Consider the following 22,165-nt stretch of genomic DNA (forward strand, 5'->3'; position numbering starts at 1 on the left):
CGCGGCGCAGGGAGATCAGAATGCCTGCCTGACCCAGGCCTCGTCGAACAGCAGCCGGTAGGCCCAAGGGATCGTCACGTTGCTGGCGACCGGGTTCGAATGGGCGAGATAGTCGTCATAGATCGGCTTCATCCTGACGTAGAAGGCGGGATCGAGCACCATCATGCCGTTCTCTGAATCGTGGAAGAAGCTGCGGTTGTTGAGATTGACCGAGGAGATGGCGACCAGCCTTTCGTCGATCATCATGATCTTGGAATGCAGCACCACGTCGGGCGCCTTGAACTCGCGGATGTTGATGCGGTCGCCATATTTCTCGACGAACAGCTTGTTGAGCGCGGTGAGGAACCTGCCGCCAATGTCGCCCTTGAGGTCGATGCGGCCGACAATGTCGATCTTGACGCCGCGGGCGAGCGCCCGGTCGAAGGCCTGGGCGAGGCTCGGCGTCAGATTGAGGTAGGGGTTTACGATCTGGATATGGTGGCGGGCGGCGTCGACCAGTTCGACGAAATAGTCCTCCAGCGCATGTTCGTCCTCATAGGGCACGGAAATGAAATGCCGGGCATTGCCCCGGTCGTGGCCGCCTCCATGAACCGGGATGGAGAAGGGGCGCGCCAGATTGGTGTCGGCGTCGCGCAACCATATCGTCGACAGATGCGCGGCGAGCGTCTCGACCGTCGCCCTGTCGGCGAACTCGATGTCGAAGTCGCTCCAGTTCGAATAGTAGTTCAGCGAAAAGCCATCGGTCTTACCGTATTGCTGCAGGTCCGGATAGCGCGACAGGTCGATCGGGCTATGGAACAGGAAACCGTCATGGATGTTGCGGCCGCCGATGATGACGCGCGAGCGCGCAGGGTCCAAAGCCAGCGTCGCCAGCATCTTGATATGATGGGTCTTGTGCAGCTGTGAGATCTGCTCGTCGATCGGCGCGCCGTGATCGGCGCGCCAGCGGTATTCCTGCAATTCGACATTGGGGAACTCCGCCGCCAGCCGGTGCAGCATGGAGTCGTCCTTTTCGCGCTCCAGCACGTCCGTGACCAGGATGCGCACCTTGGTGCCAAGGGCGGCATGATGGCGGATCAGCCGCTCGATGATGCGGCCGGAAAAGTCGGCCTTGAATTCGAGCGACGACAGATAGATCAGCTTCAGCCTGGGCGCCCTGGAGAAATCGAGAGGCAGCTCCGGGTCGCCCTTGTCTATCGCCGCATCGGACAGCGGTGCGCCCATCAGCGCCTCGACCTTGGCGTTGAAGCCGTCGCGCGACTTGCGCAGCAGCCGAGGCTCGCCGATTGGCAGGGCGCAGGTCTGCGACAGCCAGCGGCTGGCATAGAAGGCACGCTCGAGCGCGTCGAGGCCGGCGCTGTCGGGGACCGGGCAGCGCTCGTAGCGGCTGTCGAAGCTGGCGAGTGAGGGATCCGCGGCCTCTTCGCGCCGGATGGTGAGCGGCGCGCCGGCCGGGGCAAGGCTGGAGCGGACCCTTGCCGTGCAGCGGTTCAGGCTGTCGCTTGGAAACAGGCTGACCGTGTCGTCCTCACCCGACAGGCGGAAGCGAAATGCCGCGCCGACGGCGATGGTGCGCGCGGCGCCGGCGGCGCGGATCGCCAACGCGCCGTCGCAAGTAGCCTCGATCTCAGCCGGCTGCTCGCCGGCCTGGCGCACGACGATCTCGGTACTGCGCGCCTGCAGGCCGGAGAAATCGAAACTCTTGGGTGACGAGGGCCGTGCGGCCGCATCGATGTAGAGGGTCTGCCGCGACACCCGCCAGCGTCCGTTGAAATGGCCTTCGCCGCTGCCGCCATTGGCCGGCGGCAGATGCGTCCTGCTGACCGGTCCGGCCAGTTGCTGCAGCTTCGAATAGGTCGCCTGAAAGTCGCTGTTCCGCACGTCGCGGCGGTTGCGCCCGAACGGGCCGGTGCCGTTGGCGCGGTCCATGGCGCCGAGCTGATTGTGGGCGAGCAGCGCCAGGAAGCGCCTTTCGTAGTCGCTGGCGCCGGCGTCGTCAAAAAACTGCGACGCCGCGACCTGCGGCCCAGGCATGCTTGCTGACAGCCAGGGCCGCGCACAGGCCGCCTCTCCCAGCAGGAGATCGCAGGAATCGCGGCCTGTTCCGGCACAACCGGCAAGGGCGATCAGCCCGAACAGGGCAAGGATGACAAATGCGTGGCGATTCACCCGGTGGCTCCGGCCTTCATGACGCTCAACTGAGCCGGGTCGCGCGGCGGCATGAAGCCTTGGGGAAACACCTTGCAGACGGGAATGGCGAAGGTAGCGATCAGCAATTCCGCCTCGCCGCGCATCTTGCGTGGCGCCGTCTTGTCATCACGGATCGCCCTGGCGGAGGCGACGAGCGCGCCGTCGCAATCGCAATGATCGTGGCGCGCGATGTAGCAGGCGTCGTGGGTCCGGCACACCGCGTCGAGGCGGTCGACCGGCCGGGCCGACAGATCGCCGGTGCGGGTGCCGGGGCCGCAATAATTGCCGAAGACGAAAGGCGAGGGGCGCGCCATGGCGTAGCGGATCGGCTTGGGCAGTTCGGGTTCCGGCACTTTTGCCCACGGGTTGGCGCAGGCCGAAACGAAAATCAGCGGCAGGATGGCAAGAACGGCTCGCATGTCTATCCGCGCCAGCTTTCTGAACGATATTCCCACCCGGCGACCTGCCCGTGGTCGGCGCTGCACGCCTGATGCCACAGTGGCCGGTTTTGTGGCAAGGAAAAGGCGTCGCCTATTGACCGATCCTGATATATCGTGGCGGCACAACCTGCCCATGGCGCCACCTGCGCCTCACATTCGCGAGCGGTGATGCGTATCTGCTTCCTGGTTACGGCCGTCGGATTTCTATTCTGCGCAACAGCGGCCAATGCCGCCGACAAGACCGTCCACGACCGGGAAAATGGGTTCGCACTAACCTTTCCACCGGAATGGATCAATGAGCCGCCTTCCGGGGAAGCGATGCGGCTGAGCGTGCAATCCCCCGATCGGGCCCTTACCTGCATGGTGTCGACCTCGCTTTACGATGCATCCGCACCGGATTCTCCGTCCGATCCGAGCAAGTTCATCGAGGGCTGGTCCATGGAAACATGGACGATGATGATGGGCAAATCGTTCAGCACAGCCGATTTCAGCAATGACAAGCTTGCAAGGTTTCCCGACGGCTACCCGGTGCGACTTGCCGACCTGGATTTTACGGTTATCGACAACGATGTTCGCGTGCACGGCCATTCCAGATTTGCGTTCTCGTTGCGGGGAGCGCGCTATGGCTATGTCAATTGCAGCGTGATGAGCGAGAGCGCCGAGCAGGTGAAGCAGATGTGGGCGCCGCTGGCGGACAAGGCCGAGCGTGTCGTGAATTCGTTCGTTCTCGACCCACCTTGAACAGCGCATTGCGTCTGCCGGTTTGCGAAATCAGGCAAAGAGGCCCCGCTCCCGCTCCACCGCCTTGGTGATGAAGCCGGCGACGATCTGGATGCGGCGCAGCGGCCTGACCGATTCGTGATAGACCAGCCAGTAGGCGCGGCGGATGGGCGCCACCACGTCGACAGCCACCAGTTCCGGCATCGACCGCGCGACGAAGGTGTGCAGGATGCCGATGCCGGCGCCCGAGCGCACCGCTTCGGCCTGGCCGAGCGCCGAGGAGATGGCGAAGCTGGTGCGCCAGTCCGCGCTGAATTCGGCCGCGTAGTCGAGTGAAGGGCTGACGATGAGGTCGGGTACATAGCCGATGAGTGTGTGCCGGCCGAGTTCGGCTGCGGTTTTGGGCAGGCCATTGGCATCGGCATAGGCGCGTGAGGCAAACAGGCCCAGCGAATAATCGACCAGCTTTCCCGCCACCAGCCGGCCCTCGGTCGGCCGCTCGACGGTGATGGCGATGTCGGCTTCGCGACGGGACAGGGAGAAGGAGCGCGGCACCGGCACGAGCTGGATCGTAAGTTCGCGATGCAGCGCGGTCAGTTCGCCGAGGCGCCTGGCCAGGAAGGCGACGCCGAACCCGTCCGGCGCGCCGATGCGCACGGTGCCGGAGATATCGTCGCCTTCGCCTGATATGGTCGAGCGCGCGGCGATCATGTCGCCCTCCATGCGCTCGGCAATATCAAGGAATCGCTCGCCGGCCGGCGTCAGTTCGCTGCCGGTGGTCAGCCGGCGGAAGAGCTTCGTGCGCAGTGCTTCCTCGAGCGCTGCGATGCGGCGCGAGACTGTGGCGTGGTTCAGCTCCAGCCGCCGGGCGGCGCCGAGGATCTGGCCGGCGCGTGCCACGGCGAGAAAGATGCGGACGTCATCCCAGTTCATGGGAATCCCCAGGAGATATCTTGTCGTCATTCATTTGCGAGAATTGATGCTCGCCCGTCAACCGATATCTAATTTTCGCACAACGGTTGCGTTCTCCCTCGCGTTGCCTTCGCCACCGCAAAGGCGGACAATGCGCCATCACAAACAAGGGAGAGATATCATGATCGAATACGGTCATTTCATCGGCGGCAAGCGTGTCGCCGGCACCAGCGGCCGCAAGCAGGACGTCATGCAGCCGATGGACGGCTCAGTGCGCGGCACGGTGGCGCTGGCCTCGCAAGCGGAACTGCGCGCGGCGGTCGAGGATGCCAAGGCGGCGCAGCCGAAATGGGCCGCCACCAACCCACAGCGCCGCGTGCGCGTGCTGATGAAATTCCTCGAACTGGTCGCCCGCGATTATGACGAACTGGCCGACATTCTGGCGCGCGAGCACGGCAAGACCATCGCCGACGCCAAGGGCGACATTCAGCGCGGCCTGGAGGTGGTCGAAGTCTGCATCGGTGCGCCGCACATGATGAAGGGCGAATTCACCGATGGCGCCGGCCCCGGCATCGACGTCTATTCGATGCGCCAGCCGCTCGGCGTCGTCGCCGGCATCACGCCGTTCAATTTCCCGGCGATGATCCCGCTGTGGAAGATCGCGCCGGCGATCGCCTGCGGCAATGCCTTCATTCTGAAACCGTCGGAGCGTGATCCGGGCGTGCCGATCCGCATCGCCGAACTGTTCCTCGAGGCCGGCCTGCCCGCCGGCATTCTCAACGTCGTCAACGGCGACAAGGAAGTCGTCGACGCCATCCTCGACGATCCCGACATCAAGGCCGTCGGCTTTGTCGGCTCGACGCCGATCGCCCACTACATCTATTCGCGCGGCACCGCGGCGGGCAAGCGGGTGCAGTGCTTCGGCGGCGCCAAGAACCACATGATCATCATGCCCGACGCCGACATGGACCAGACCGTCGACGCGCTGATCGGCGCCGGCTACGGCTCGGCCGGCGAGCGCTGCATGGCGATCTCGGTGGCCGTCCCGGTCGGCAACGACACCGCCAACCGGCTGATGGAAAAGCTGGTGCCGCGCGTCGAGAGCCTGAAGGTCGGTCCGTCGACGGATTCGGCCGCCGATTTCGGCCCGCTGGTGACGGCTCAGGCGCTGGAGCGCGTGAAAGGTTACGTCGATACCGGCGTTAAGGAAGGCGCCACGCTGGTCGTCGATGGCCGCGGCTTCAAGATGCAGGGCTATGAGAACGGCTACTATATGGGCGGCTGCCTGTTCGACAACGTCACGGCGGACATGCGCATCTACAAGGAAGAAATCTTCGGGCCGGTGCTCTCGGTGGTTCGTGCTCCGACCTATGAGAGCGCGATCAAGCTCGCCAACGACCATGAGATGGGCAATGGCGTCGCCATCTTCACCCGCGACGGCGACGCCGCGCGTGACTTTGCAAGCCGTGTCCAGGTCGGCATGGTCGGCGTCAACGTGCCGATCCCGGTGCCGATCGCCTATTACACGTTCGGCGGCTGGAAGGCGTCGTCCTTCGGCGACCTCAACCAGCACGGCCCGGACGCCTTCCGCTTCTACACCAAGACCAAGACGGTGACCTCGCGCTGGCCGTCCGGCATCAAGGACGGTGCGGAATTCGTCATCCCGACGATGAACTGAGCTGACGGTTTTCTTGCTTGCGCGCCTCTCGCCCTCGGCGGCGGGCGCGCGGCAACATATCCGACATCGAAGGCCCGGGCTGCATGCCCGGGCCTTTTCGTTGTGGTCGCGGCGTTATCCGCCAAATCGCTAATGTGATGGAACCAAGCGGGCGCCATACGTCTTACGCTGTATCCTGCAGCGCTTGCAGGCCAATCAACAGCGCCGGTAGCAGCTGGGGTTTTGCGTCTGGCGCAGGGAGGTCTCAGATGACACGAGGTCTTGTGGCGACGATGATCTTGATGTCGCTTGCGATATCAGCCGGTGCGGCGCAGGCGAATGCGGCTGGACAATGCGCACCGCGGGCCGATCTGATCAAGGCACTTGGCGAGAAGTTCCATGAGATCGAGGCCGGGCGTGGCCTGATCAATTCCAGCGTGGTTCTCGAGGTCTTTGTTTCCGAGCAAGGCAGTTGGACCGTTCTGGCCTCCGATACCAAGGGCCAGAGCTGCATACTGTCCGTCGGTGAAGGCTGGGACAGTACAATGATGAAAGCGGCCCTGCCGGGTGCTTGAGCGACCCGGCGCGTTCGCGGCCCCTCGGCAGGTCACGCCGTGACGGCAGGCCCTTTTTGCAGCGGTCTGAGTGTGGCTTGTTTTCAGATCGGGGCCTCACCATATCGATTCCAGGGAAATGATAAAATTCCCTGACGACAGACCGGAAACCAGAAGGAGTGACGTGATGAAGACGTCGAACCCGGCCTGGAGCGTCCCGGTGTATTGAGGCTGCCCCATGTGCCTCCCTTTGCCGGAACGCCAAGGCGAAGGAGGTGCCAAATGGCACACAAATTTTCGTTTCGATGGATCAGGATAGCCGCGATCGGCGCCGTGCTGGCGTTGTCGACGCTATCGGCGCAGGCGCAATTTATCTGCGGCGGCCACAGTGACCTTGTCACGGGACTGGCGCAGGCCTTTGAACAAAAGCAGATCGGCTACGGTGTGGTCGGGCAATCCGCCATTGTGGAGATCTATGTCTCGGCAAGCGGGACCTGGTCGATGCTGGTGACCGACGTGCAGGGTCGAAGCTGCATTTTCGCGACCGGTGAGGGATGGGAGAATACCGCCATCGCCGCCGCGCGAGGGATTTGATCGCCCGATCAGCGTGTCGCGGCGACCTCGGCATGGCCGCGCAGCAGCGCCATCAGCCGCTTGGCATCCTTGGCGGCTGCATCCTCGTCGCCGTCGAGGATCGAGCGGATCAGCGCGACGTGATGCTCGGCTGACTCGGCGAGGCCCGTGTCCGCCTTGTAGCGGAACCAGAAGCGGCGGCTGTGGGTCTGCAGCGGCGCCGCCAGCCGCGCAGCGAAGGGGTTGTCGGCGGCCATCGCCAGCACCTCGTCGAGCGCCTTGTCGGCCTGGATGAAGGCAAGCACATTGCCCGAGATGACCGCCTTCTGCATGGCGAGCGCCGCCTCGTGAAACAGGTCGGCCGCCTCGCGGGTGACGAAGCGGGCGGCCGAACGGGCCAGCACCACCTCGACACCGCGCCGGGCGTCGAGCACGCGCAGCCAGTCGCCGGGATGCAGCGGCGCGATCGCGATGCCGGCGCGCGGCCTGACATCAAGCAGCCCTTCCCAGGCCAGCCGCTGGATCGCCTCGCGCACCGGCGTGCGGCCGAGGTCCAGCTTCTCGATAAGCGCCCCCTCGGTGACAAAGCTCGACGGCGCCAGTTCCAGCGTAACGATCATATGCTCGAGCACGCGATAGGCCCTGGCCGCCGCCGGCTCGGAGGTCATAGTTGCTTCCATGGATATCAAAGGCGATCTCCTGATATATTCAAAATATATCATAACGGATTCCGCATTGACAGTGAGTTTCTTAACAGATATACGACTGATATATCAGATGGAGACACGACTATGTGGACCGGAGTTTTCCCCGCCGTCACGACCAAATTCACCGCCGACGACCGGCTCGACCATGCCGAAATGGAGCGCTGCTTCGGCCTGCAGATGGAGGCCGGTTGCGATGGCATCATCGTCTGCGGCTCGCTTGGCGAAGGGCCGATGCTGTCGCCTGACGAGAAGATCGAGGTGCTGAAGACAGCGCAGAAAGTCGCCGGCAAGAAGCCGGTACTGCTGACCGTCAATGAGGCGGGCACCCGTGAGGCCGCCGCTATTGCCAGGCGCGCCGCCAGGGAAGGCGCCGATGGCCTGATGGTGGTGCCGAGCCCGATCTACCACACCAATGCGGAAGAGACCGTCGCCGCGCTGCGCGCGGTCGCCGAGGCCGGCGACCTGCCGGTCATGATCTACTCCAACCGGCTCGCCTATCGCGTCGACGTCACCGTCGACCAGATGGAGGAGTTGGCGTCGGACAAGCGCTTCGTCGCCATCAAGGAATCCTCCGACGATATCAGGCGCTCGACGGAGATCATCAACCGGCTTGGCGACCGCTACGATCTGTTCACCGGTGTCGACAATCTTGCTTTCGAGGCGCTGTCGGTCGGCGCCATCGGCTGGGTGGCCGGCCTGGTCACCGCCTTCCCGCGCGAAACCGTCGCCATCTTCCAGCTGATGAAGCAGGGCCGCCGCGAGGAGGCGCTCGCCATCTACCGCTGGTTCCGGCCACTGCTCGACCTCGACGTCTCGACCTATCTGGTACAGAACATCAAGCTTGCCGAAGTGCTGGCAATCGATACCAATGACCGCGTGCGCATGCCACGCCAGCCGCTGTCGGGCGAGCGCCGCAAGGCGGTCGAGAAGATCATACGGGATGCGCTGGCGGCGCGGCCGAAGCTGCCTTCGCTCCAGACGTCTCCTCTATCGGCGGACAGACTGGTGGCAGCCGAATAAGGGACAGCATCGACGTGCCAGGAAATCCCAAATCCCCGGAACAGGAGCAGCGCTCCGCCACTGGGGCACCTTCTCCGCGTGAATGGGGAGAAGGGAAAGATATCGCCATTGTCGGCGGTGGCATTATCGGCATCTGTGCCGCGGCCTTCCTCGCCGAGGCGGGGCGCGGCGTAACAATCTTCGACCGCACCGGCATCTGCGAGGAGACGAGCTCCGGCAATGCGGCCGCCTTCGCCTTTTCGGACGTGCTGCCGCTGGCGCACAAGGGCATGATCAAGCACCTGCCGAAATGGCTGGCCGATCCGCTCGGCCCGCTCAGCATTCCGCCCGCCTACCTGCCGCGGCTTCTGCCCTGGCTGATCCGCTTCTGGCGCGCCGGCGAAATACGAAGCCAGCCTCGCCGCCCAGGCCGGCATGATGAAGCTCGCCGAAACCGAATGGATGGGGCTGCTCGATCGCTCCGGCACGCGGCCGATGCTGCGCGAGGACGGCTCGCTGGAGCTCTACGAGAGCGAAGCCGAGTTCCGAGCCTCGCTGTCCGGCTGGGCCGCGCGCGAGCGCTTCGGCATCGGCCTTCGCCATGTCGAGGGCGAAGGCCTGGCGGGTCTGCAGCCGGGCCTGTCCCCGCGCTTCATCAAGGGCACCTTCGTGCCTGGGTGGAAGACGGTCGCCGATCCAAAGCTGCTCGGCAAGGCGGTGTGGGCTTACGCCGAGGCCAGGGGTGCCCGCTTCGAAAGGGCTGGGATCGACCGGATCGCGGCGGACCAGCATGGCGCGACGCTGACGCTGGCCGACGGCACGACCAGGCAGGCAAGGCACCTGATCGTCGCCGCCGGCGCCTGGTCGCACCTCCTGGCACAGCAGCTTGGCGACCGCATTCCGCTGGAGACCGAGCGCGGCTACAACACGACGCTGCCCAAAAGCGCCTTCGATGTGAAGCGGCAGCTGATCTTCTCCGGCCATGGCTTCGTTATCACGCCGCTGGAGACGGGCCTGCGCGTCGGCGGCGCCGTCGAGCTCGGCGGCATAGAGCGGCCGCCCAATTTCAACAGATCGAAGGCGCTCCTGCAGAAGGCGCAGCAGTTCCTGCCCGGGCTCAATCCCTCGGGCGGGCGCGAATGGATGGGGTTCCGGCCCTCGCTGCCGGATTCGGTGCCCGTCATCGGCAAGGCATCGGGAAGCCGGCCGGTCGTCTATGCCTTCGGCCACGGCCATCTCGGCCTGACCCAGGCCGCGGCGACCGGACGGTTGATCCGGGAAATCATCCTGGGGCAGGTTGCGTCTGTTGATCTCGCCCCCTTCAGTCCACAACGGTTTTGAATTTTCGAGGAACGACATGGCCAAGAAATCCTTCTTCTGCATCGACGGCCACACATGCGGCAATCCGGTGCGGCTGGTCGCCGGCGGCGGCCCGCTGCTCGAGGGCTCGACGATGATGGAACGGCGCGCGCATTTCCTCGCCGAATATGACTGGATCCGCACCGGGCTGATGTTCGAGCCGCGCGGCCATGACGTGATGTCGGGTTCGATCCTCTATCCGCCGACGCGCGAGGATTGCGACATCGCCATTCTGTTCATCGAGACCTCCGGCTGCCTGCCGATGTGCGGCCACGGCACCATCGGCACGGTGACGATGGCCATCGAACACGGGCTGATCAAGCCGAAGACGCCGGGTGTGCTGAGGCTCGATACGCCAGCCGGGCTGGTCATCGCCGAATACAAACAGGTCGGCGAATATATCGAAGAGGTGCGCATCACCAATGTGCCGTCGTTCCTCCATGCCGAAGGTTTGACGGTCGAATGTCCCGGGCTCGGCGAGATCACCGTCGATGTCGCCTATGGCGGCAATTTCTACGCCATCGTCGAGCCGCAGGAGAACTACCGCGACATGGCGGATCATTCCGCCGGCGACCTCATCGCCTGGAGCCCGGTGGTGCGGCAGCGCCTCAACGAGAAGTATTCCTTCGTGCATCCGGAGAACCCCGGCATCAACAGGCTGTCGCACATGTTGTGGACCGGCAAGTCGACGGTGGAAGGGGCCGACGCCCGCAACGCCGTATTCTATGGCGACAAGGCGATCGACCGCTCACCGTGCGGCACCGGCACCTCGGCGCGCATGGCGCAGCTCCATGCCAAGGGCAAGCTCAAGGCAGGCGACGCCTTCGTGCATGAATCGATCATCGGTTCGCTGTTCAAGGGCAAGGTCGAAAAGGAGATCACCGTGGCGGGCAGACCGGCGATCATTCCTTCGATCGGCGGCTGGGCGCGGATGACCGGACTGAACACGATCTTCATCGACGACCGCGATCCGTTCGCGCATGGTTTCGTGGTCAAGTGAGGAGAATCCTGACGCTGCGGAAAGGAGTGTGACGAAAAGACCAACCTTGTCAGGAACGCAACGATTCCTCTTGTCACCTAATTTTGACGATGATTTCTTCGAAACGGGGCGCATGATACGGCCGAATCGTCAAAGACATTGCGTTATGCCAATGATAGGGTCCGCGATAGTCCAGGGGTCGGGTGCAGAAAACGGGCGGTCGGAACGACGTGAATCGGAAACACGCGGGGCGGTCAAAAAAATCACGTTGCAATCCGGGCTCGAAACTTTACGACTAGGGGAAATACGAAAAGGAATGCGTCTGCATGGGCGACATTCCAGGGGAGCCACGTACACATGCAGTATTTTGTCCAGCAGCTTATCAACGGGCTGACGCTGGGATCGATCTATGGGCTGATCGCAATCGGCTACACGATGGTCTACGGCATCATCGGCATGATCAACTTCGCCCATGGCGACATTTTCATGGTGGGCGCCTTCACGGCGCTGATCGTCTTCCTCATCCTCGGCGCGCTGTTCTATTCGGTGCCCGTGGTCATCGCTCTGCTGGTCATGATGATCGTGGCGATGCTGCTCACCAGCCTCTACAACTGGACGATCGAGAAGGTGGCCTACCGGCCGCTGCGCGGTTCGTTCCGGCTGGCGCCGCTGATCACCGCCATCGGCATGTCGATCGCGCTGTCGAACTTCGTCCAGGTGACGCAAGGTCCGCGCAACAAGCCGATCCCGCCGATGGTCAGCCAAGTCTACAACATCGACGGCGTCAGCGTGTCGCTGAAGCAGATCATCATCGTCATCGTCACCGCGCTGCTCCTGGTGGTGTTCTGGTACCTGGTCAACAGGACCTCGCTTGGCCGGGCGCAGCGCGCCTGCGAGCAGGATCGCAAGATGGCCGCACTGCTCGGCATCGACGTCGACCGCACCATCTCGATCACCTTCATCATGGGTGCCTCGCTTGCCGCCGTCGCCGGTACGCTGTTCCTGATGTACTATGGCGTGGTGGCTTTCTCCGACGGTTTTGTGCCGGGTGTGAAGGCATTCACCGCGGCGGTGCTTGGCGGCATCGGCTCGTTGCCGGGCGCCGTGCTCGGCGGGCTGCTGATCGGCTTCATCGAGAGCATGTGGTCGGCCTATTTCTCGATCGACTACAAGGACGTCGCGGCGTTCTCGATCCTGGCCATCGTGCTGATCTTCCTGCCTTCCGGCATATTGGGCCGGCCTGAAGTCGAAAAGGTCTGAGATCATGGCCGTGACCGTATCTCGCGAGAGCGACAGCGTCGCCACCCCCACCCAACGCGCGCTTAAGGAAGCGTTCTATGCCGGCGCCATCGCGCTTGGCCTGTTCGTGCTGTTCATCGGGCTGAAGACCGGTCAGAACATGTCCAATGAACTGGTCCTGACTCAGCGCTGGGGCCTGCTCGCCGCCGTGGTGATCGCCACGGCCGTCGGCCGTTTCCTCTATGTCGCCTATGGCCAGCCCTTCATGGCCAACCAAAAGATCGCCAACGTCGCCACCGGTCTGTTGCCGGCCAGCGTGGGGTCACGGTTCTTCACGCTGCCGGCCTTCATCGTGGCTGTCGTCGCGGCGGTGCTGCTGTTCGTGTTCAACAGCTCCCTCGCCGGATGGGTGGGAGCAGAACCGGCCGGCTATCTGCAATTCCTGCGCGCCCTGGCGGTCATCTATCTGCTGGCTTGCGTGATCTACTACTTCCGCGCCTTCATCCATGCCAACTTCACCAAATTGGGCATCACCGCGCTGGTGCTGTACCCGATCCTCGTGGTCGCGGTGCTGTCGCTGAACGCGTGGTCGATTGCTGGAGGGCTGCAGGGCTCGCTGAAATGGGTCGACAATTTCGGCATCCAGATCCTGATCTATGTGATGCTGGCCTGGGGACTGAACATCGTCGTTGGCCTCGCCGGCCTGCTCGACCTCGGTTACGTCGCCTTTTATGCACTTGGCGCCTATGCCTATGCGCTTCTTGCCACGCATTACGGCCTGTCGTTCTGGATCCTGCTGCCGGCTGCGGGCTGCATGGCCGCCCTGTGGGGGGTGCTGCTCGGCTTCCCCGTGCTGCGCCTGCGCGGCGATTATCTGGCGATCGTGACGCTCGCCTTCGGCGAGATCATCCGCCTGGTGCTGATCAACTGGCGCGACGTCACCAACGGGTCGGCCGGTATCTCCGGCATTCCCAAGGTTTCCTTCTTCGGCCTGATGACCTTCAACGTGTCGGACCCCAACTACATTGCCAAGGTTCTGCATCTGGCGACATCGAGCGCCTACTACAAGATCTTCCTCTACTATCTGATCCTCGGCCTGTGCCTGCTTACCGCCTTCGTCACCATCAGGCTGCGCCGTCTGCCGGTCGGCCGCGCCTGGGAAGCCTTGCGTGAGGACGAGATCGCCTGCCGCTCGCTCGGCATCAACACCACCACCACCAAGCTGACCGCCTTCGCCACCGGCGCCATGTTCGGTGGCTTCGCCGGCTCGTTCTTCGCCGCGCGGCAAGGCTTCGTCAGCCCGGAATCCTTCGTTTTCCTGGAATCGGCCATCATCCTCGCCATCGTCGTTCTCGGCGGCATGGGCTCGCTGGTCGGCATCGCGGTCGCCGCGATGGTGATGATCGGCGGCACCGAGGCGCTGCGCGAACTCGATTTCCTCAAGCAGATCTTCGGGCCGGACTTCACCCCCGAACTCTACCGCATGCTTCTGTTCGGCATGGCCATGGTCATCGTCATGCTGTGGAAGCCGCGCGGCTTCGTCGGCAGTCGTGAACCGACCGCCTTCCTCAAAGAGCGAAGGGCTGTCTCAAGCTCCTTCACCAAGGAGGGCCACGGCTGATGAACGCGACCACGCAAATGAACGACGCCATCCTGCAGGTCGAACATCTGTCGATGAAGTTCGGCGGGCTGGTCGCCATCGGCGACCTCTCCTTCACAGCCAGACGCGGCGAGATCACGGCGCTGATCGGGCCTAACGGCGCCGGCAAGACCACCGTGTTCAACTGCATCACCGGCTTCTACAAGCCGTCCGAAGGCATGATCACGCTCAACCGTTCCGACGGCTCGACCTATCTCTTGGAACGGCTGCCCAACCATGAGATCCCGGCGCGCGCCAAGGTGGCGCGCACCTTCCAGAACATCCGCCTGTTCTCGGGCATGACGCTGCTGGAGAACCTTCTGGTTGCCCAGCACAACAAGCTGATGAAGGCCTCGGGCTATACGGTGCTCGGCCTGTTCGGCTTCAGCGGTTACCGCAAGGCATCGGCAGAGTCGATGGACCTGGCCAGGCATTGGCTGGAGAAGGCCGATCTCGTCGATCGCGCCGACGATCCGGCCGGCGATCTGCCCTATGGCGCGCAGCGGCGCCTCGAGATCGCGCGTGCCATGTGCACGGGTCCGGAACTTCTGTGCCTCGACGAGCCGGCGGCCGGCCTCAACCCGAAGGAATCGGCGGCACTCAACGAGCTCTTGATGGACATCAAGAACAACACCGGCACCTCGATCCTGCTGATCGAGCACGACATGTCGGTGGTCATGCAGATTTCCGACCATGTCGTGGTGCTGGAGTATGGCCGCAAGATCTCCGACGGCAATCCGCAGTCGGTGCGCACCGATCCACGCGTCATCGCCGCCTATCTCGGCGTCGACGACGAGGAGGTCGAGACCGTGCTGACCGAGGTCGGCGACGAGGACGTCATCGAGCAGCTCGACATTGGGCCGGATGCCGCACATGGCCCGGGGACATCGTCGTCATACCTGGCCGGACCCGTGACCGACACCGTCGGACACAGCGATGGCGAGCGCGTCACGGTGTCGAAAGGCGCCTCGAAGGCGGCACAGGTCGATGCCCGCGCGGCTACCGTGGCGAGTAAACCCGTCGCAAAACCGGCCGCGCCGGCCAAGCCGGCGGCGAAAGCGGCACCGAAGAAAACGGCCGCCAAGGCGCCCGCGGCAAAGGCCGAAGGCATTTCCAACCGCCTCGCCGCCCCTCGTGGCGGCAAGGCCGACAACCTGACCCGCATCAAGGGCATCGGCACGGTCAACGAGAAGAAGCTCAACGAGCACGGCATCTTCCACTTCGACCAGATCGGCGCCTGGAAGAAGGCCGATGTCGAGGCTGCCGAAGCCTATCTCGCCTTTGACGGACGCATTGCGCGCGAGGAATGGGTCAAGCAGGCCAAGCTGCTCGGTCAGGGCAAAGACACGGAATTCTCGCGCCGCGTCGACGCCGGCAAGGTGGCGACCAGCCATGCTTCCGCCAAGACTACCGGTGCGGCCAAGCCTGTGTCGGGCAAGCGTGGAGGGGGCAAATAATGGCCAGGACAACGCTGCTCGATATCAAGGGCGTGGAGACCTATTACGGCAACATCCGGGCGCTGAACGGCGTCGATGTCACCGTCAAGGAGGGCGAGATCGTGGCGCTGATCGGCGCCAACGGCGCCGGCAAATCGACGCTGATGATGACCATTTTCGGCGCTCCCCGCGCCCGCACGGGGACCATCACCTTCGCCGGCACCGACATCACCCAGTTGCCGACGCACGAGATCGCCCGCATGCGCATCGCCCAGTCACCCGAAGGCCGGCGCATCTTCCCGCGCATGACGGTGATGGAAAACCTGCAGATGGGCGCCAGCCTCGACAACCTCAAACACTATGACGAGGACGTCGAGAAGGTGTTCGCGCTGTTCCCTCGGCTCAAGGAGCGCATCGCGCAGCGCGGCGGCACGCTGTCGGGCGGCGAGCAGCAGATGCTGTCGATTGGACGCGCGCTGATGGCGCGGCCGAAGCTGCTTCTGCTCGACGAGCCGTCGCTGGGCCTGGCGCCACTGATCGTCAAGCAGATCTTCGATGCCATCCGCGAGCTGAACCGCACGCAAGGGCTGACCGTGTTCCTGGTCGAGCAGAACGCGTTCGGCGCGCTGAAGCTCGCCACGCGCGGCTACGTCATGGTCAACGGCAATGTGACGATGAGCGGCACCGGCAAGGAACTGCTCGCCAATCCGGAAGTGCGCGCCGCCTATCTCGAAGGCGGACATCACTGAGTTTGGAGCGGAATGTGCATCCGGTATCCCGCTCCAACTTGTTTGTTTGTCGCATGATCCTTGTCCGAAAAGTCTGCAACTTTTCGGGATCATGCTAGGGAGACTTCATCATGCAGGGCATTCTCTATGAGGAACCCTCGATCTGGCAGTTCTTCTTCGTCACCTGTCTGCTCGGCGGCTGGGCGGCCTGGATGACTGGCAAGGCCAGCGCCCAGACATGGCGCTCCTTCATCCAGCTTTTCGCCTATCTGCTGGGTCTCGGCATCGGCATCCGCTTCATCCATCACGCGCTGTTCGACGGCACGATGTTCTCGCTGCAGTACTATATCGTCGACACCGTCGTGCTGATGATATTGGGCTTCGTCGGCTATCAATACACACGAACCAACCAGATGGTCACACAGTATAATTGGCTCTACGAAAGAGCTTCAATCTTGAGCTGGAAACCGAAAGGTTGACGTTCATCATTAACGCCGGGTCAGGGATGAATCGGCGTGACAAGTGCCTGAAAATCGGCAAACTATGCTTTCTGCGATAAGGGTGGGCATCGCATGAAAGCTTCATCCACGCCCACTCCGTTAATGGGAGCGTTTAAATGAAAAAGTCACTTTTGTCCGCCGTCGCCCTGACCGCGCTTGTCGCGTTCGGCGGCAACGCGTGGGCTGATGTAATGTTCGGCGTTGCCGGTCCGATCACCGGTCCGAATGCGGCCTTCGGCGCACAGCTGCAGAAGGGCGCAGAGGCGGCGGTCGCCGAGATCAATGCCAAGGGCGGCATCAACGGCGAGCAGATCAAGCTCGAAGTCGGCGACGACGTCTCCGATCCGAAGCAAGGCATCTCGGTCGCCAACAAGTTCGTCGGCGACGGCGTCAAGTTCGTGATCGGCCACTTCAACTCGGGCGTCTCGATCCCGGCCTCGGAAGTCTACGCCGAAAACAACATCGTCGAAATCACGCCGGCCGCGACCAACCCGAAGTTCACCGAGCGCGGTCTGTGGAACGTGTTCCGCACCTGCGGACGCGACGATCAGCAGGGCAGCATCGCCGGCGCCTACATCGCCGCGAACTTCAAGGATGCCAAGGTCGCCGTCGTGCACGACAAGACCCCTTATGGCCAGGGCCTCGCCGATGAAACCAAGAAGGCGATGAACGCCGCGGGCGTCAAGGAAGTGATGTATGAAGGCGTCAATGTCGGCGACAAGGACTTCTCGGCGCTCATCGCCAAGATGAAGGAAGCCGGCGTCACCCTGATCTACTGGGGCGGCCTGCATACCGAAGCCGGCCTGATCATCCGCCAGTCGGCGGACCAGGGCCTCAAGGCGCCGATGATGTCGGGTGACGGCATCGTGACGGACGAACTCGCCGCGATCGCGGGCGACGCCGTCGCCGGCACGCTCAACACGTTCGGACCCGATCCGCGCCTGATCCCGGCCAACAAGGAACTCGTCGAGAAGTTCCGCGCGCAGGGCTTCGAGCCGGAAGCCTACACGCTCTACGCCTACGCCGCCGTGCAGGTGGTCGCCGAGGCGGCCGCTGCCGCCAAGACGAACGACCCGCAGGCCGTCGCCAAGGCGATGCATGAAAGCGGCCCGTTCCCGACCGTGCTGGGCGATCTTGCCTATGACGCCAAGGGCGACCCGAAGCTGCCGGGCTACATCATGTACGAGTGGAAGAAGAAGGACGACGGCAAGTATTCCTGGTTCCCGAAATAAGCTGCTCTGGCAGGTCTGAAATCCAAGATGCCCGGCGCGACGCGCCGGGCATTTTCTTTTGGTGCGTTCGGGTCGGCGATGATCTTTCTTGCCGGCACCTCTCAGGCGGAGAGATCGCATCCAGGATCGAAATTGTCGTCATTGTTCCGTCCGTTCGGGCCAAGGCATGCGAGTGTTGGCCGGATAATTGATTTAAATCGGTTTAAACCGGCGTTGATTTTGTTTGCACTGCAGCATTTTCACGCTAATCATTGCACCGATTTCCCGTCCCTGCCGCTGCTGGAGCCCAGTCCTTGGCCATCACGAAGATCCTCGTCGCCAACCGGTCAGAAATCGCCATCCGCGTCTTTCGCGCGGCCAATGAGTTGGGCCTCAAAACCGTGGCGATCTGGGCCGAGGAAGACAAATATTCGTTGCACCGCTTCAAGGCCGACGAGAGCTACCAGGTCGGGCGTGGTCCGCATCTTGCCAAGGATATGGGGCCGATCGAGAGCTATCTGTCGATCGAGGAGGTGATCCGCGTCGCCAGGCTTTCCGGCGCCGATGCCATCCATCCCGGCTATGGGCTCCTGTCCGAAAGCCCCGAATTCGCCGAAGCCTGCGCGCAAGCGGGCATCACCTTCATCGGGCCGAAGCCGGACACGATGCGCCGTCTCGGCAACAAGGTCGCGGCGCGCAATCTCGCCATTGAGGTCGGCGTGCCGGTCATTCCCGCCACCGATCCGTTGCCGGACGATATGGAGGCGGTCAAGAAACTGGCCAAGGAGATCGGCTATCCGGTGATGCTGAAGGCCTCGTGGGGCGGCGGTGGGCGCGGCATGCGCGCCATCCGTTCCGAGGCCGATCTCGCCCGTGAGGTCACGGAAGGCAAGCGCGAGGCGAAGGCCGCCTTCGGCAAGGACGAGGTCTATCTCGAAAAGCTGATCGAGCGCGCCCGCCACGTCGAGGTGCAGGTGCTTGGCGACACGCATGGCAATGCCGTGCACCTGTTCGAGCGCGACTGCTCGATCCAGCGTCGCAACCAGAAGGTCGTCGAGCGGGCGCCGGCGCCCTATCTCGAAATGGCGCAGCGCGAGGAGCTTTGCGGCCACGCGCTGAAGATCGCGCGCGAGACCAGTTATATCGGCGCCGGCACGGTCGAGTTCCTGCAGGATGCCGATACCGGAAAATTCTATTTCATCGAGGTCAACCCGCGCATCCAGGTCGAGCATACCGTCACCGAACAGGTGACCGGCATCGACATCGTCAAGGCGCAGATCCACATCCTCGACGGCTTCGCCATCGGCACACCGCAATCGGGCGTGCCGGCGCAGAAGGACATCAGGCTCAACGGCCACGCCTTGCAGTGCCGCATCACCACCGAGGATCCCGAGCACAATTTCATTCCGGACTATGGCCGCATCACCGCCTACCGCGGCGCCACCGGCTTCGGCATCCGGCTGGATGGCGGCACTGCCTATTCCGGCGCGGTCATCACTCGCTTCTACGATCCGCTGCTGGAGAAGGTGACGGCGTGGGCACCGACGCCGGCCGAGACGATTGCCCGCATGAACCGGGCGCTTCGCGAATTCCGCATCCGCGGCGTCGCCACCAACCTCACCTTCCTCGAAGCGATCATCAACCACCCGAGCTTCGCCGACAATTCCTATACGACGAAGTTCATCGATACGACGCCGGAACTGTTCCAGCAGGTCAAGCGGCAGGACCGCGCGACCAAGCTGCTCAACTATCTGGCCGATGTCAGCGTCAACGGCCACCCCGAGACGCGCGGCCGGCCGATGCCGAAAGCCGATGCGGCGGCACCGGTGGTGCCCTACCTCAATGGCAATGTGCCGGGCGGCAGCAAGCAGAAGCTGGACGTGCTCGGTCCTGAGAGATTCGCCGGCTGGATGCGCGAGCAAAGGCAAGTTCTGGTCACCGACACGACGATGCGCGACGGCCACCAGTCGCTGCTGGCGACACGCATGCGCACGCATGACATTGCCAATATTGCCGGCACCTATGCCCGCGCCCTGCCGCAGCTTCTGTCGCTCGAATGCTGGGGCGGCGCGACCTTCGACGTCGCCATGCGCTTCCTCACCGAGGATCCTTGGGAGCGGCTGTCGCTGGTGCGCGAGGCGGCGCCCAACCTGTTGCTGCAAATGCTGCTGCGCGGCGCCAACGGCGTCGGCTACACCAACTATCCCGACAATGTCGTGCAGCATTTCGTCAAGCAGGCGGCTGCCGGCGGTATCGACCTGTTCCGCGTCTTCGATTGCCTGAACTGGGTCGAGAACATGCGCGTCGCCATGGACGCGGTCGGGGCCGAAGGCAAGCTGATCGAAGCGGCGATGTGCTACACCGGCGACATTCTCGATCCGGCGCGGGCCAAATACGATCTGAAATACTATGTCGGCCTGGCCGGGGAATTGCAGGCCGCCGGCGCCCATATCATCGCCGTCAAGGACATGGCGGGCCTGTTGAAGCCGGCCGCCGCCCGCGTGCTGTTCAGGGCGCTGCGCGAGGCGACCGACCTGCCGATCCATTTCCACACCCACGACACGTCTGGCCTGTCGGCGGCGACCGTGCTGGCGGCGGTGGAGAGTGGCGTCGACGCCATAGACGCGGCGATGGATGCCTTCTCCGGCAACACGTCGCAGCCTTGCCTGGGCTCGATCGTCGAGGCGCTGAAGGGCACCGAGCGCGACCCCGGCCTCGACCCGCAATGGATCCGCAAGATCTCGTTCTACTGGGAAGCGGTGCGCAACCAGTACGCCGCCTTCGAAAGCGATCTCAAGGGGCCGGCCTCGGAAGTCTATCTGCATGAAATGCCGGGCGGACAGTTCACCAACCTCAAGGAACAGGCGCGCTCGCTCGGGCTGGAAACGCGCTGGCACGAGGTGGCGCAGACCTATCATGACGTCAATCTGATGTTCGGCGACATCGTCAAGGTGACACCGTCATCCAAGGTCGTCGGCGACATGGCTCTGATGATGGTCAGCCAGGACCTCACCGTCGCCGATGTCGAGAACCCGGCCAGGGATATCGCCTTCCCTGACTCGGTCGTCTCGATGCTGCGCGGCGATCTCGGCCAGTCGCCCGGCGGTTGGCCGGCGGCGCTGCAGAAGAAGGCGCTGAAAGGCGACAGGCCGATCACGGCGCGGCCCGGCTCGCTGCTGAAGCCCGCCGATCTCAAGGCCAGCCGCAAGGAGATCGAGGAGAAGCTCGAGCGCAAGCTCTCGGAATACGAGTTCGCCTCCTGGCTGATGTATCCGAAGGTGTTCACCGACTTCGCCGGCGCGCAAGAGACCTACGGCCCGGTCAGCGTCCTGCCGACGCCGACCTATTTTTACGGCATGAAGTCCGAAGACGAGATCTTCATCGACATCGAGAAGGGCAAGACGCTGGTCGTGCGGTGCCTCGCCATCGGCGATGTCGACGAGAAGGGCTTGGTCACCGTGTTCTTCGAGCTCAACGGCCAGCCGCGGCGCGTGAAGGTGCCGGACCGGGCGCATGGCGCCTCCGCCGCCAAGGCGCGCCGCAAGGCCGAGCCTGGCAACGAGGCGCATGTCGGCGCGCCCATGCCGGGCGTGGTCTCCGCGCTTTCGGTCGCCACCGGCCAGGCGGTGAAGGCCGGCGACGTGCTGCTCTCCATCGAGGCGATGAAGATGGAAACGGCGCTGCATGCCGAGCGCGACGGCACCGTCGCCGAGGTGCTGGTCAAGGCCGGCGACCAGATCGATGCCAAGGATCTGCTGATCGCCTTCGCTTGAGAAGCGGCAAAGGGCGGGCAGGCTGTCGGCTTCTGTCGGCAGCCCCCATGCCTTGTTCGATAACGGCTTGACCCGCCGCCGCCGGTCGGGCATCGAACCGGCTCAAATTTGCCGCCGTCTTTCGCCGAGTCGCGGCGCCGAACCCTTTTGGAGAAAAACATGGCCGACGATATCACCGAGACCAGCCAGACTGTTGCCGCCGGCCAGCTGCGTGCCTTCATCGAGCGCATCGAGCGGCTCGAGGAAGAGAAGAAGACGATCGCCGACGACATCAAGGAAGTGTTCGCCGAGGCCAAGGGCACCGGCTTCGACACCAAGGCGATGCGCACCATCATCCGCCTGCGCAAGAAGGACCAGGCCGAGCGCCAGGAAGAGGATGCGATCCTCGATCTGTACATGGCCGCGCTCGGCATGGTGTAAGGCGCGTGGCCGCAAACCGGCCATGAGTGGTTTGACGTCGGCGGCCGCCGCGCCTCGGCCAGCGATGGCGGTGGCGTCACATGAGCAGGCCGGGCGGCTCAGGATGACGAAATCGATCCTGGCCGCCGC

General features: G+C 63.7%; 18 protein-coding genes and 1 pseudogene. 15 read left to right on the forward strand and 4 right to left on the reverse strand.

Features of this window, described 5'->3' with window-relative positions:
• Window positions 1–15: 15 nt before the first annotated feature.
• Entirely contained in the window at window positions 16–2,169 is a 2,154-nt protein-coding gene (locus FJV83_RS32055; RefSeq protein ID WP_142886810.1) for a phosphatidylserine/phosphatidylglycerophosphate/cardiolipin synthase family protein, read from the reverse strand.
• The gene (locus tag FJV83_RS32060) at window positions 2,166–2,609 is read right to left on the reverse strand and encodes a hypothetical protein (RefSeq protein ID WP_142886811.1); all 444 of its coding nucleotides are present in this window, start codon (window positions 2,607–2,609) and stop codon (window positions 2,166–2,168) included. The genes FJV83_RS32055 and FJV83_RS32060 overlap by 4 nt, the downstream gene beginning before the upstream one ends.
• Window positions 2,610–2,798: 189 nt before the next feature.
• Here FJV83_RS32060 and FJV83_RS32065 point away from each other — a divergent pair, with 189 nt between their 5' ends.
• A complete protein-coding gene (locus tag FJV83_RS32065) occupies window positions 2,799–3,371 on the forward strand; it encodes a hypothetical protein (protein WP_095772002.1) in 573 nt (190 codons plus the stop codon).
• A 30-nt stretch (window positions 3,372–3,401) separates the two neighbouring features.
• On the opposite strand, the gene FJV83_RS32070 is transcribed toward FJV83_RS32065, so the two are convergent.
• Entirely contained in the window at window positions 3,402–4,283 is an 882-nt protein-coding gene (locus FJV83_RS32070) for a LysR family transcriptional regulator (protein ID WP_095793471.1), read from the reverse strand.
• Window positions 4,284–4,443: 160 nt separating this feature from the next.
• On the opposite strand from FJV83_RS32070, the gene FJV83_RS32075 reads away from it, so the two are divergent.
• The 3 genes from FJV83_RS32075 to FJV83_RS32085 all read left to right on the forward strand — a co-directional run bounded on the left by FJV83_RS32075 (window position 4,444) and on the right by FJV83_RS32085 (window position 7,067).
• On the forward strand, window positions 4,444–5,940 hold the full coding sequence (locus FJV83_RS32075) for a CoA-acylating methylmalonate-semialdehyde dehydrogenase (protein ID WP_095789930.1): 1,497 nt from the start codon (window positions 4,444–4,446) through the stop codon (window positions 5,938–5,940).
• Between the two features lie 248 nt (window positions 5,941–6,188).
• Window positions 6,189–6,494: a hypothetical protein gene (locus FJV83_RS32080; RefSeq protein WP_095772005.1), complete on the forward strand. Its 306-nt coding sequence runs from the start codon at window positions 6,189–6,191 to the stop codon at window positions 6,492–6,494.
• Window positions 6,495–6,755: 261 nt separating this feature from the next.
• Entirely contained in the window at window positions 6,756–7,067 is a 312-nt protein-coding gene (locus tag FJV83_RS32085) for a hypothetical protein (protein WP_095789929.1), read from the forward strand.
• Between the two features lie 8 nt (window positions 7,068–7,075).
• Here the strand turns inward: FJV83_RS32085 and FJV83_RS32090 are convergent, their stop codons facing one another.
• Entirely contained in the window at window positions 7,076–7,768 is a 693-nt protein-coding gene (locus FJV83_RS32090) for a GntR family transcriptional regulator (protein WP_185973452.1), read from the reverse strand.
• A 69-nt stretch (window positions 7,769–7,837) separates the two neighbouring features.
• On the opposite strand from FJV83_RS32090, the gene FJV83_RS32095 reads away from it, so the two are divergent.
• The 11 genes and pseudogenes from FJV83_RS32095 to FJV83_RS32145 all read left to right on the forward strand — a co-directional run bounded on the left by FJV83_RS32095 (window position 7,838) and on the right by FJV83_RS32145 (window position 22,036).
• Entirely contained in the window at window positions 7,838–8,773 is a 936-nt protein-coding gene (locus tag FJV83_RS32095) for a dihydrodipicolinate synthase family protein (protein WP_095789927.1), read from the forward strand.
• A 14-nt stretch (window positions 8,774–8,787) separates the two neighbouring features.
• A pseudogene (locus FJV83_RS32100) lies at window positions 8,788–10,093 on the forward strand (FAD-binding oxidoreductase).
• 16 nt (window positions 10,094–10,109) lie between these two features.
• Entirely contained in the window at window positions 10,110–11,111 is a 1,002-nt protein-coding gene (locus FJV83_RS32105; RefSeq protein ID WP_142886813.1) for a 4-hydroxyproline epimerase, read from the forward strand.
• A 336-nt stretch (window positions 11,112–11,447) separates the two neighbouring features.
• Window positions 11,448–12,350, forward strand: a complete 903-nt coding sequence (locus tag FJV83_RS32110; protein WP_095772009.1) for a branched-chain amino acid ABC transporter permease LivH — start codon at window positions 11,448–11,450, stop codon at window positions 12,348–12,350.
• A gap of 4 nt (window positions 12,351–12,354) precedes the next feature.
• Window positions 12,355–13,950: a high-affinity branched-chain amino acid ABC transporter permease LivM gene (gene livM, locus FJV83_RS32115; protein ID WP_095789925.1), complete on the forward strand. Its 1,596-nt coding sequence runs from the start codon at window positions 12,355–12,357 to the stop codon at window positions 13,948–13,950.
• Window positions 13,950–15,425: an ATP-binding cassette domain-containing protein gene (locus FJV83_RS32120; protein WP_095789924.1), complete on the forward strand. Its 1,476-nt coding sequence runs from the start codon at window positions 13,950–13,952 to the stop codon at window positions 15,423–15,425. The genes livM and FJV83_RS32120 overlap by 1 nt, the downstream gene beginning before the upstream one ends.
• The gene (locus FJV83_RS32125; protein WP_095772012.1) at window positions 15,425–16,153 is read left to right on the forward strand and encodes an ABC transporter ATP-binding protein; all 729 of its coding nucleotides are present in this window, start codon (window positions 15,425–15,427) and stop codon (window positions 16,151–16,153) included. Before FJV83_RS32120 ends, FJV83_RS32125 begins: the two co-directional genes overlap by 1 nt.
• 110 nt (window positions 16,154–16,263) lie before the next feature.
• On the forward strand, window positions 16,264–16,611 hold the full coding sequence (locus FJV83_RS32130; protein WP_142886814.1) for a DUF6867 family protein: 348 nt from the start codon (window positions 16,264–16,266) through the stop codon (window positions 16,609–16,611).
• A gap of 137 nt (window positions 16,612–16,748) precedes the next feature.
• On the forward strand, window positions 16,749–17,864 hold the full coding sequence (locus tag FJV83_RS32135; RefSeq protein ID WP_095772013.1) for a branched-chain amino acid ABC transporter substrate-binding protein: 1,116 nt from the start codon (window positions 16,749–16,751) through the stop codon (window positions 17,862–17,864).
• 293 nt (window positions 17,865–18,157) lie between these two features.
• Window positions 18,158–21,616: a pyruvate carboxylase gene (gene pyc, locus FJV83_RS32140; RefSeq protein ID WP_142886815.1), complete on the forward strand. Its 3,459-nt coding sequence runs from the start codon at window positions 18,158–18,160 to the stop codon at window positions 21,614–21,616.
• Between the two features lie 159 nt (window positions 21,617–21,775).
• Window positions 21,776–22,036: a DUF2312 domain-containing protein gene (locus tag FJV83_RS32145; RefSeq protein WP_095772329.1), complete on the forward strand. Its 261-nt coding sequence runs from the start codon at window positions 21,776–21,778 to the stop codon at window positions 22,034–22,036.
• Window positions 22,037–22,165 lie beyond the last annotated feature (129 nt).

This window comes from Mesorhizobium sp. WSM4307 (assembly GCF_007003945.1).
In the GTDB taxonomy this organism is placed as follows: domain Bacteria; phylum Pseudomonadota; class Alphaproteobacteria; order Rhizobiales; family Rhizobiaceae; genus Mesorhizobium.

Coding starts and splice junctions, on each gene's coding strand:
- FJV83_RS32060 (WP_142886811.1), bottom strand. CDS start 2,609: ATGCGAGCCGTTCTTGCCATCCTGCCGCTGATTTTCGTTTCGGCCTGC.
- FJV83_RS32065 (WP_095772002.1), top strand. CDS start 2,799: ATGCGTATCTGCTTCCTGGTTACGGCCGTCGGATTTCTATTCTGCGCA.
- FJV83_RS32070 (WP_095793471.1), bottom strand. CDS start 4,283: ATGAACTGGGATGACGTCCGCATCTTTCTCGCCGTGGCACGCGCCGGC.
- FJV83_RS32075 (WP_095789930.1), top strand. CDS start 4,444: ATGATCGAATACGGTCATTTCATCGGCGGCAAGCGTGTCGCCGGCACC.
- FJV83_RS32080 (WP_095772005.1), top strand. CDS start 6,189: ATGACACGAGGTCTTGTGGCGACGATGATCTTGATGTCGCTTGCGATA.
- FJV83_RS32085 (WP_095789929.1), top strand. CDS start 6,756: ATGGCACACAAATTTTCGTTTCGATGGATCAGGATAGCCGCGATCGGC.
- FJV83_RS32090 (WP_185973452.1), bottom strand. CDS start 7,768: ATGATATATTTTGAATATATCAGGAGATCGCCTTTGATATCCATGGAA.
- FJV83_RS32095 (WP_095789927.1), top strand. CDS start 7,838: ATGTGGACCGGAGTTTTCCCCGCCGTCACGACCAAATTCACCGCCGAC.
- FJV83_RS32105 (WP_142886813.1), top strand. CDS start 10,110: ATGGCCAAGAAATCCTTCTTCTGCATCGACGGCCACACATGCGGCAAT.
- FJV83_RS32110 (WP_095772009.1), top strand. CDS start 11,448: ATGCAGTATTTTGTCCAGCAGCTTATCAACGGGCTGACGCTGGGATCG.
- livM (WP_095789925.1), top strand. CDS start 12,355: ATGGCCGTGACCGTATCTCGCGAGAGCGACAGCGTCGCCACCCCCACC.
- FJV83_RS32120 (WP_095789924.1), top strand. CDS start 13,950: ATGAACGCGACCACGCAAATGAACGACGCCATCCTGCAGGTCGAACAT.
- FJV83_RS32125 (WP_095772012.1), top strand. CDS start 15,425: ATGGCCAGGACAACGCTGCTCGATATCAAGGGCGTGGAGACCTATTAC.
- FJV83_RS32130 (WP_142886814.1), top strand. CDS start 16,264: ATGCAGGGCATTCTCTATGAGGAACCCTCGATCTGGCAGTTCTTCTTC.
- FJV83_RS32135 (WP_095772013.1), top strand. CDS start 16,749: ATGAAAAAGTCACTTTTGTCCGCCGTCGCCCTGACCGCGCTTGTCGCG.
- FJV83_RS32145 (WP_095772329.1), top strand. CDS start 21,776: ATGGCCGACGATATCACCGAGACCAGCCAGACTGTTGCCGCCGGCCAG.